We start from the raw sequence: 6608 nt of genomic DNA on the forward strand, positions 1-6608 counted from the left end.
CCTTTCTTCTCAGTTGACTGTATCTTTATCAACTCTGTTATTACAGTAATTTGCTAAGTACTTTCTTCTTTCAGAAATCACAAACGATTCATAATGCCCAGGTCGCACCTTCGTTTCTGGCGATAGTGACTTAAGAAATACAATAGTTCTGTCTATGAATAGCTTACGATTTCCACCCTTTAGTCGAGTCACTGTGTTATAGTCTCTTAATAGCGTGTCTCCGCTGAAAAGGTAATCGTTGTCAATCAGGATACATATACTGCCTCTTGAATGTCCCGGTGTTTCTATCATAAATATACGATGATCCTGCCACGATAATTCTATGCTGTTATCAAAGGTCTTGTCAGCTCTACAAGAATAGGGTTCGATGGATTCTGGAAGTGCTCCTTTAATGGGAACAACTTGCGCCAAAGCATCAAAGTACTTTGAAAAGTTCCCGCTTGGCGACTCGATTTCCTGTCCACAGGCTTTGCTACACATAACAATACAATTGCAATTATCCTTAAGCCAGTTAACACCGCTTATATGATCATAGTGCTCGTGCGTGAGAATAACATAGTCAATCACCTTATGATTCAGCATCAACTGCTGCAAAGTCTCTGCGGATTCGAAGGGATCAATCATTATTACATGGTTCCCGCTATGAACAATATACATATTCGAATTCAACAGAGGAGATATATGTGATTCTATGATCAAGTCTTTCGAACTCTCGTCCAACTTTATATATCCACTCTTCTCGCCGGGTTTCCAAATACTTTGGTGCCAGCTCTTACGTTGCGAATTACTACGCTGCCAGCGCCAATGTAAGCATCGTCTCCAACTGAGACTTTTGGCAAAATCGTTGCATGATTACCAGCAAAAACTCGCTTCCCAAGTTTCACTCTTCCCAAAATGCCGCAAAGAGAGCTTATTGTTGTGAAATCACCTACTGAGACATCGTGTGCAACAGTCGTACTCTGCAAGAATACGTAATCACCCAAACGTGCGTTTGAACCTACAGATGAGTAAGGATACATAACTACGCCTTCTCCAAGTTCGCAATAATCGTCCAACCTTGCTGTTGGGTGTATAAGGCTTGTGAAAACCGCACCGACTGCTTTCAGCTGATTAACGACCCTTTCTCTTCTCCAGGGTGTTGCAATTGCACAAACAAAGACTTCGTTTTCCCTGGGCATACAATGTTCTATTGTACCAACAATATTGTATTGACCCTTTGTAAGCTGACTTATATCCAGTCCTTCATCTGCGATGAATCCTTTAATATTCCAAGTCATAGAAGTTCTGTTAATGTCTTTTGCTATCTGCAAGATCTCTCTCGAAGTATCTCCCGCTCCCACTATTATCAGGTCTTTCATCTCATCACTTCCGATATTGATTTCGCCACAAACTCCGCCTGCTCCTCGCTGTTGAGTGTGGAGCTCGGGAGGTTCAGGCCTTTTTCGTACAGTTCGTAAGAGTTGGGGTATTCTTCTTTTTTGTATTTCCGGTACGGAGGGAATTCAGTTATCGGGACGAATATCCTTCTTGTAGGTATTCCCCTTTCTTTGAGCTCCTTCTGGATCTGGGGGATGTCTTTTGTCGGGTGGCTTATCTTTATAGACGAAAGCCACCAGGAGCTTATTGAATCGGGATACTCTTCCTGAAACTCTATTCCCTTTATATCTTTAAGTGCTTCTCTATATATTTCGTTGTATCTTTTCTTTTTCTTGAGGAAATCGGGCAGTCTTTCGAACTGGGCAAGGCCGAGAGAGGCTTCAAGGTTTGTCATTCGGTAGTTAAAGCCGATCTCGGGGTGGTAGTAGCCCTTGCTTTCGTCTCTGGCCTGGTTGACGAGGAATTTCATGTGGTCGGCAAGCTTTTCATCGTTTGTGGTTATCATTCCGCCGCCGCCCGTGGTGATTACTTTGTTTCCGTTGAACGAGAAGCAGGCCATAGAGCCAAAGGTGCCTGTCTTTATTCCGTGGTATGAAGCGCCGAGGCTTTCAGTCGCGTCTTCTATTATTGGTATGCCGTATCTTTGAGAGATCTCCGTTATACTCTCCATATCGCAGGGGTTGCCGTATATGTGGACGGGGAGTATTGCCTTTGTATTTTTCGTTATCGCCTTTTCTACTTTCTCCGGGTCCATGTTCCAGCTTGCCGGATCTATATCTACAAATACGGGAGTAGCGCCGACATAGGTTATCGGGTTGACGGAGGCGATGAATGTGATGACGGGGACTATGACTTCGTCTCCCGGAACTATGCCGAGCTCGTGGAGGGCGAGGTGAATTGCGGCCGTGCCGCTCTGGGTAGAGATCGCTCGCTTTGTGCCGACGTACTCTGCAAATTTGGCTTCAAACTCGGGTATGAACGGTCCGGCAGTAGAGACAAACGTAGAGTCTACGCATTTGAGCAGGTATTGCTTTTCAAGTTCTCCGAGGTTTGGTGCGTCAAGGTATATCGTGTCCATCGCTTTCTCCTATACGTTATATATGTCGGGTTTATAGTACTCCATGTTATTCTCAAGCCATTTGATCGTTTCTTTCAGGCCTTCCTCGAGCGTGTGTCTCGGCTCCCAGCCTGTCAGCCCTTTTGCCTTGGAGCTGTCGCAGAGGAGTCTTTCGACTTCGCTCTTATCCGGTCTTATTCTCCCATCGTCAATCTCTATTTTGAGCTCTCTGTTCATGAGGCTCGCGATCAGTTGCGCGAGGTCTTTTATAGAAATCTCTCTGTTCGAACCGAGGTTTATTACTTCTCCAGTGCTTCTCTCGTGCAGACCCGCTTGGTAGAAGCCTTCGCAGGTGTTCATTACGTAGTTCATATCTCTTGTGGCCTCAAGGTTACCCAGCTTTATACGCTTTTTTCCGGCCAGAAGCTGGGAGATGATCGTGGGGATCACTGCCCTGGCCGACTGTCTCGGGCCGAAGGAGTTGAATGGCCGGATGACGGAGACGGGCAGGCCGAAGGAGCGGTGAAAAGTCAGCGCCAGCTGGTCGGCTCCCGATTTCGTCGCCGCGTAAGGAGACTGCGGGTTGACGGGGTGTTTCTCGTCTATCGGGACGTATTGCGCCGTGCCGTATATTTCGCTCGTGGATGTGTGGATCACCTTCTGTGTTTTTAGCTCTCTTGCGGCCTGGAGTACGTTGTAAGTTCCCTCAACGTTCGTCTTTATATAGGCAAGCGGTGAGACGTATGAGTAGGGGATTCCGATCAGGGCGGCCAGGTGAAAGACGACGTCGATATTTTTCATCGCGTTTTTGACTGAATCGAAGTCTCTTATATCTCCTGAATAAACTTCTATTCTATCTTTGAGAGGCGATTCTTCGAGCCAGCCCCAGTTGTTTTTGGAGTTGTAGCGGACGAAGGCTTTTACTTCGAAGCCTTTCTCTACAAGATATTCTGCTAGATGAGAACCTATGAAGCCTCCGGCTCCGGTCACGAGTGCCTTCAATTGGCTTCCTCCTCGTTGCTTGTCAAAGCCATATAGTCTTCCATTCTTCCGACATCGTGCCAACTGCCATTGTGAACATGAACTGCAAGTTTCATTCCATTATCTTTCATCATTCCCCAGAGGGTCGGCATGTCTATGTACTGGTGTTTCGGTATGTTGTTCTTTATATAGGTTATCACTTTTTTCGAGATGCCGTAGATTCCCCCGTTTATTATGTACTGGAGATTCGGCTTTTCTTCCCAGTCTATTAGCTCTGGTGTGCCGTTTGTCTTTAGAACGCCGAAATCGACAGGGATTTTTCTCTCTATTCCTGTAAGCACTAGATCGTATTCTCTAAGCAGATCGTTTATAATTTCGTAATCGACATCGCATATGAGATCACCATTGGAGACGATGATCTTGTCATCGAAGTCATCCGGAAGAAGAGCGAGAGAGCCTGCCGTTCCCGTGCGTTCGATCTCTTCGATATATGTAATGCTTACTCCGTATCTCGAGCCATCTCGAAGGAAGCTCTTTACTATCTCTTTCTTGTAGTTGACAGATACGAAGATATCCACTATTCCGAACTCTTTCATGTGTTCGATTATCAGTTGGATTATCGGCTTGTCGCCCACTGGCAGCAGAGGCTTGGGAATAGCAGAGGTTAAGGGCCTAAGTCTCTTGCCCTGGCCTCCGGCCATTATGAAGCCGTACTTGAACACTACTTACCACTCCTGCCCAGTATCCACTGATAAGTCAACGCAAGGCCCTCTTCGAGGCTTACCTTCGGTTCCCAGCCGAGCTCTTTCTTTATCTTGTTTATGTCTGCAACTGCGTAATCGTAGTCGTATTCTTCGCGGAGCTTTGTGGCGTCGAAGAGGACGTCGCATTCGCCGCCGGTTATTTCCTGTGCTCTTGTAATAAGTGTGCTGATAGATGTTGGATTGCCCGAGCCTACATTGAAGATGTCGATTCCTTTGGGATCTTTCTCAAGGATGAGACTAATCAAATCTATGAGATCGGAGATATAGAAGAAGTCGCGGACTTTCTCTGAATCTCCTATGTTTACTGTTCCGGAGGAGGCGATTCTCTCTAAAACGGTCGGAACAACATAAGGCGATAGTTGATACGGGCCGTAAGGGTTGAATAGTCTCAAGATCGTAAGATCGAGAGAATATCTATTTGCTAGATAGACGAGTATATCTTCAAGGATTGCGGCTCTTGTTCCTACGAAGTTCTTCGGGCAGACTACATCCGACTCTTTGAACTGGCCTTTTTTGGGAGCATACACTCCATAGGAAGAGAGATAGATGATCGTCTTGAGTTTGTTTGACTGAGCTGCAAGTGTGAGCACATCGCCAAGAGAACCGATATCCGTAAATTCTCCTATGTATTCGAAACCGATTATGTATGGAATATCCGGATCGAAACTGCTGTAATTCGAGTGTTTTAGCTGTTCTGTATAGTCTATCTGGAAGGCTCTTTCCAGATGAGGCGTTACCCATTTCTCCACGTTCGATACCAAGACTTTCGACACTATTTAGCACCCCTTCGAAAGATCATTACTTCCGCTGTACGAAGCATCGTAGCCAGGTACAGCCTGAAGTCCAAGTTCTTAACATAGTATAGATCATATGAAAGCCTTCTGGCAAAGGTTTCGTATTCTAGTTTGTCAACATATCTATATACAACCTGGGCGTGTCCCGTTATCCCGGGCATTACTTTCGTTCTGAATCTGTAGAAAGGTATCTCTCTGGTACAGTATTCATAGGTCGATGGAATATCCGGCCTGGGGCCCACTATGCTCATATCGCCTTTGAGAACGGAGAAGAGCTGAGGAATCTCGTTGAGTCGGGTCATTCGCAGCAGTTTTCCGCTCTTAGTCGTAACGGGTTTGTCCTCTCCTTCTTTCGGGTCATCCATTGTGCGGAACTTGTACACTCTGAATATCTTCGCGTTCAAGCCATGTCTCGGCTGATTGAAGAAGATCGGTCTGCCATCGCGGATCAATATGTAGAAGATACTGAAAAGTATGAACGGAGAAAAGAGAACAAGGAGTGCACCTGAAAAGATGATGTCAGCCACCCTGATTCTTCTCGAAATCCTCGCTTCAGAAAACACGATCTGATAATACTCTTTGAATATTTCTATGATCTCCACTGGTATTCTGTGAAGAGAGTTTTCCACCAGAGTAGGCAAATACTCTATAGAGGTTCTATTAGTGATTGCTTCATTCAACACTGGCTGAACTGATTCTGCAAGCTTTGGATCTCCAATCAATATCGCATCGAAAGGCTTTGTTTCTTCAAATGTTATGGCCTGTGTGAGGGAAGCGGCTGTCGGGTTCATATAGCTGTAGATTTCGAACTTGCCCATCGAGGCCTTCTCCACTTCTTCGAGGATTGGAGCTAGCTCTTCTTCTTTGCCTATGACGAGATATCTTCTTGGGGGAAGATGCTTAATCGAATATCTCATCATCATGCATGAGAGAAGCGGGAAGACTAAGGCTGCAACGAGAGCCGTTACGCCGAATGTCAGCCTTGGGAGCCTTGGAGTGAAAAGGATGATCGGGATGAGGGCAAAGAGAATGCCGAGGATCGTTCCTGAAACATATGAGACGATGCATGAGATTAGAGAGTATGTTGTTGAGTTATCGAAGCCTCTGAAGGCGTATATGCCGAGCATGATAGCTACATTGAGTATAAGAGCTTGAAAGGCAAATCTGAGAGTCCATGTGAGCGTAAGTGACTGGATGAAGAAAAGGGCAGCGAACAGAAAAGAAGCGATAAGGTACTTCAGTCTTGCTATTCTTCTTGACACAAGTACCCCTCCTGATCTTATTTAATCTAGTGATCAAATACGGTAAACAAGAAGAACGAGGATTTCTCATTGTTCGCCTTACGTGTTGTTAATACTCGGTTTGTAAGCTATTCGATTTGCCTTACGTATGTTAACATTTCACAATCTTATTCGCAAGTAATTCGAAATCCGTTTATCGCTGATTAGGTTCATTTATTATCCTTGGCTATCAATTATAGAATCTATCCGTAGATGAGTCAATATTGTGGGAGAGAAGGGAATGTAAAGATTCTTGTGGAGATGACGCAAGGCTGGCTTCGGCAGGAAGCATCTCAAGTCCACCGTCAACGGTCCGCCGTCCTTCGCACGTCAGTTGCAAGTTCCATGATGCATG

At 45.5% G+C, this 6608-nt stretch carries 7 protein-coding genes; all 7 read right to left on the reverse strand.

Features of this window, described 5'->3' with window-relative positions; genetic code table 11:
• Window positions 1-9 precede the first annotated feature (9 nt).
• From B3K91_RS08885 to B3K91_RS08915, 7 genes are read right to left on the reverse strand one after another with little or no spacing between them, the layout of a single operon-like run.
• Complete coding sequence (locus tag B3K91_RS08885) at window positions 10-720, reverse strand: MBL fold metallo-hydrolase (RefSeq protein ID WP_292594708.1); 711 nt, start codon at window positions 718-720, stop codon at window positions 10-12.
• 2 nt (window positions 721-722) lie between these two features.
• Window positions 723-1358 (reverse strand): NeuD/PglB/VioB family sugar acetyltransferase, encoded by a 636-nt coding sequence (locus B3K91_RS08890; protein ID WP_292594710.1) that lies wholly within the window; start codon window positions 1356-1358, stop codon window positions 723-725.
• On the reverse strand, window positions 1355-2455 hold the full coding sequence (locus B3K91_RS08895) for a LegC family aminotransferase (protein WP_292594713.1): 1101 nt from the start codon (window positions 2453-2455) through the stop codon (window positions 1355-1357). Before B3K91_RS08895 ends, B3K91_RS08890 begins: the two co-directional genes overlap by 4 nt.
• 9 nt (window positions 2456-2464) lie before the next feature.
• On the reverse strand, window positions 2465-3436 hold the full coding sequence (locus B3K91_RS08900; protein WP_292594715.1) for an NAD-dependent 4,6-dehydratase LegB: 972 nt from the start codon (window positions 3434-3436) through the stop codon (window positions 2465-2467).
• A complete protein-coding gene (locus B3K91_RS08905) occupies window positions 3433-4137 on the reverse strand; it encodes a sugar phosphate nucleotidyltransferase (protein WP_292594716.1) in 705 nt (234 codons plus the stop codon). Before B3K91_RS08905 ends, B3K91_RS08900 begins: the two co-directional genes overlap by 4 nt.
• Window positions 4137-4952, reverse strand: a complete 816-nt coding sequence (locus tag B3K91_RS08910) for an NAD-dependent epimerase/dehydratase family protein (protein ID WP_292594719.1) — start codon at window positions 4950-4952, stop codon at window positions 4137-4139. Before B3K91_RS08910 ends, B3K91_RS08905 begins: the two co-directional genes overlap by 1 nt.
• Window positions 4952-6235: a sugar transferase gene (locus tag B3K91_RS08915; protein WP_292594722.1), complete on the reverse strand. Its 1284-nt coding sequence runs from the start codon at window positions 6233-6235 to the stop codon at window positions 4952-4954. Before B3K91_RS08915 ends, B3K91_RS08910 begins: the two co-directional genes overlap by 1 nt.
• Window positions 6236-6608 lie beyond the last annotated feature (373 nt).

This window comes from Mesotoga sp. UBA5847 (assembly GCF_002432735.1).
In the GTDB taxonomy this organism is placed as follows: Bacteria; Thermotogota; Thermotogae; order Petrotogales; family Kosmotogaceae; genus Mesotoga.